The sequence below is a fragment of the Streptomyces sp. S6 genome, assembly GCF_054880855.1.
In genome coordinates this window covers 1-2,677 of record NZ_JBTYMC010000523.1, presented here as the reverse complement: position 1 = coordinate 2,677, position 2,677 = coordinate 1, and the positions used below count along the sequence as shown (strand labels likewise).

The 2,677-nt window shown below is 75.7% G+C and carries 1 protein-coding gene; it reads left to right on the top strand.

The genetic code is table 11. The features are described 5' to 3' along the window. Window positions 1–2,677 (top strand): acyltransferase domain-containing protein (locus tag ACVNF4_RS34680; protein ID WP_461806834.1); only part of this gene is annotated, 2,677 nt, incomplete at both ends.

Below are 2,677 nucleotides of genomic sequence, written 5' to 3'. Positions count from 1 at the left end.
CTTCGGCGAGAGCGACGTCGCCGAGGTGGCCGGCACACTCGCCTGGCGCCGCGACCACTTCCCGGAGCGGGCCGCCTTCGTCGCTGCGGACCGCAGCGAGGCCGACGCCGGTCTCGCCGCCCTCGACGACCCCGCCGCCCCGGACACCACCGTGATCACCGGACGCTCCCTGCCGCGAGGCCGCACCGCCTTCGTCTTCCCCGGCCAGGGCTCGCAGTGGCGGGAGATGGGCGTGGCCCTCTACCGCGACAGCGCCCTGTTCGCCTCGGTCGTCGACCGCTGCGCCAAGGCCCTCGCCCCGCACGTCGACTGGGACCTGACCGACGTGTTCGCCCCCGGCGACATCGCGGGCCAAGGAGGGATCGCGCACACCTGGACCACCCGCACCGACGTGCTCCAGCCCGCACTGTGGGCGATGTCCCTGGGCCTGGCCGAACTGTGGCGGGCCGCCGGCATCACCCCCGACGTCGTGCTCGGCACCAGCCAGGGCGAGCTCACCGCCGCCACCTTCGCGGGCGCCCTGTCCCTCGACGACGCCGCCCTCGTCCTCGCCCGGCGCGGCGCGCTGATCGCCGGCCGGGTGTCCGGCCGGGGACTCATGCTCGCCGTCGACCTCGACCGCGACGCCGCCGTACGCGCCCTGGAAGGGTTCGAGGACCTCGTCTCCTTCGCCGCGCACAACGGCCCGCACTCCTGCGTCCTGTCCGGGGACCGCGAGTACATCCTCGCGCTGAAGGAACTCCTGGAGGCCGAGGGCACGTACTGCGCCCTGGTCGGCATCGACTACGCCTCCCACAGCGCCGGCATGGGCGTCCTGAGCGAGGACCTCCTGACCGCGCTCGCCCCGATCCGGCCGGCCGAGGGCGACATCCCCCTCATGTCGACCGTCGAGGCCCGCGTCGTCGACGGCGACACCCTGGGCCCCGCCTACTGGGTCCGCAACCTGTGCGAACCCATCGAGTTCGTCGCCGCCATGGACGCCCTCTTCGACAGCGGCGTCACCCACGTCGTGGAGATCAGCCCGCACCCCGTCCTGCACCCGGCGCTCGAACAGCAGGCAGCCGCCCGCGAGGAACCCCTCGGCCTGCTCACCACCCTGCGCCGGGGCCACGGCGGCACCCGCGATGTCGCCGACGCCTTCGCCCGCGCCTACGTCACCGGCCTGGAGCCCTTCGGCACCCTGCCCCGCGACGGCCGCTTCCCGGTGCCCGCCTACCCCCTGGAGCGCGAGAGCTTCTGGCCCGCCGACAACCGCCGCACCGGCGACGCCGCGCAAGGCTTCGAGGCACCCCTCACCCCCGCCCCCGGCCGCCCCGGCGTCTGGCACGGCACCCTCGAACTGTCCCCCCTCACCCAGCCCTGGCTCACCGACCACAAGCTGTACGACACCGCGCTGCTCCCGGGCACCGGCATGCTCGCCATGGCCCTGCACACCGCGCACAGCCGCACGGGCACCGCGCCCGGCCGGCTCGTCGACGTCGCCTTCCGCAAGGAGGTGACCATCGGTACGGAACCGGTCCGCTTCACCACCGAGTGGCAGGACACCCCCGGCGGCCCCGGCACGTTCCGGCTGCTGTCCCTGACGCCCGGCGCCACCGAGTGGGACGTCGTTGCGACCGCCGACGCCGCATCCGCCGCGGACACCCCGCCCGCCTTCGACCTCCCCGGCTGGGCCGGCGACGTCCCGGCCGAGGACCCCGAGGAGTTCTACCGCCGCTGCGCCGCCCGAGGCCAGGTCTACGGCCCGGCGTTCCGGACGGTGCGCGCCCTGCGTCGCCACCCGTCCGGCGACGAGGCCCTCGGCGAGATCCGGCTCCCGGAGGAACTCTGGGCCGGCCTGCGCCCCCACGTCCCGCACCCCGCGCTGTGGGACGGGGCCCTCCAGGTCGCCCTGCTGCTCGACGACGGCGCCGAGGCGCTGATGCCGACCGCCGTACGAGCCGTCCACGTGCTGCCCACCGACGGCGAACCCGTCACCGCGCTCCACTCCCACGTCCTGCGCCGCCCGGACGGCACCGTCGACGTCCGGCTCTTCACCGCCGACCGGCGTTTGCTGCTGGTGACGGAGGGCCTGGTCCTGCGGTCTCTGCCCACCTCGGACGGCCGAGTCGCGGACACCGACCGGCTGCACCGCGTCCACTGGACCGACGTCACCGACGCGCGGGCCGACACCACCGACCGGGCCGCGGCCGGCCACTGGGTCGTGTGCGGCACGGGCGGCACCCAGGACCTGGCCGACGCCCTGCGCGCGGCCGGCGCCGAGGTCACCCCGGTGGCCGACCTCACCCGGCCGGAGGACTCCCTCACGGGCCACGTCGACGGCGTCGTCTTCCTCGCGCCGCGCGCCTGTGTCGGCCCCGACGCGCAGCAGCGCGGACTCGCCCACCTGAGCGCCGTGGTCCGGGTCTGCGCGGCACTGCCCTCGCTGCCCCGGCTCACCGTCCTCACCGACCGGGCCCAGAGCGTCACGGCGACCGACACACCCGATCCGGGCGCCGCCCTGTACTGGGGCTACGGCCGGGTGCTGCAACGCGAGCACCCCGAACTGCGGCCCCGGCTCGTCGACGTGGACGGCTCCCACCCCGACTGGGCGAAGGAGTGCGGCCGGGCCCTGCTGGCCGACGGCGACGACCAGCTCGCCCTGCGCGGCGACCGGCGGCTGGCCGCCCGGATCGTC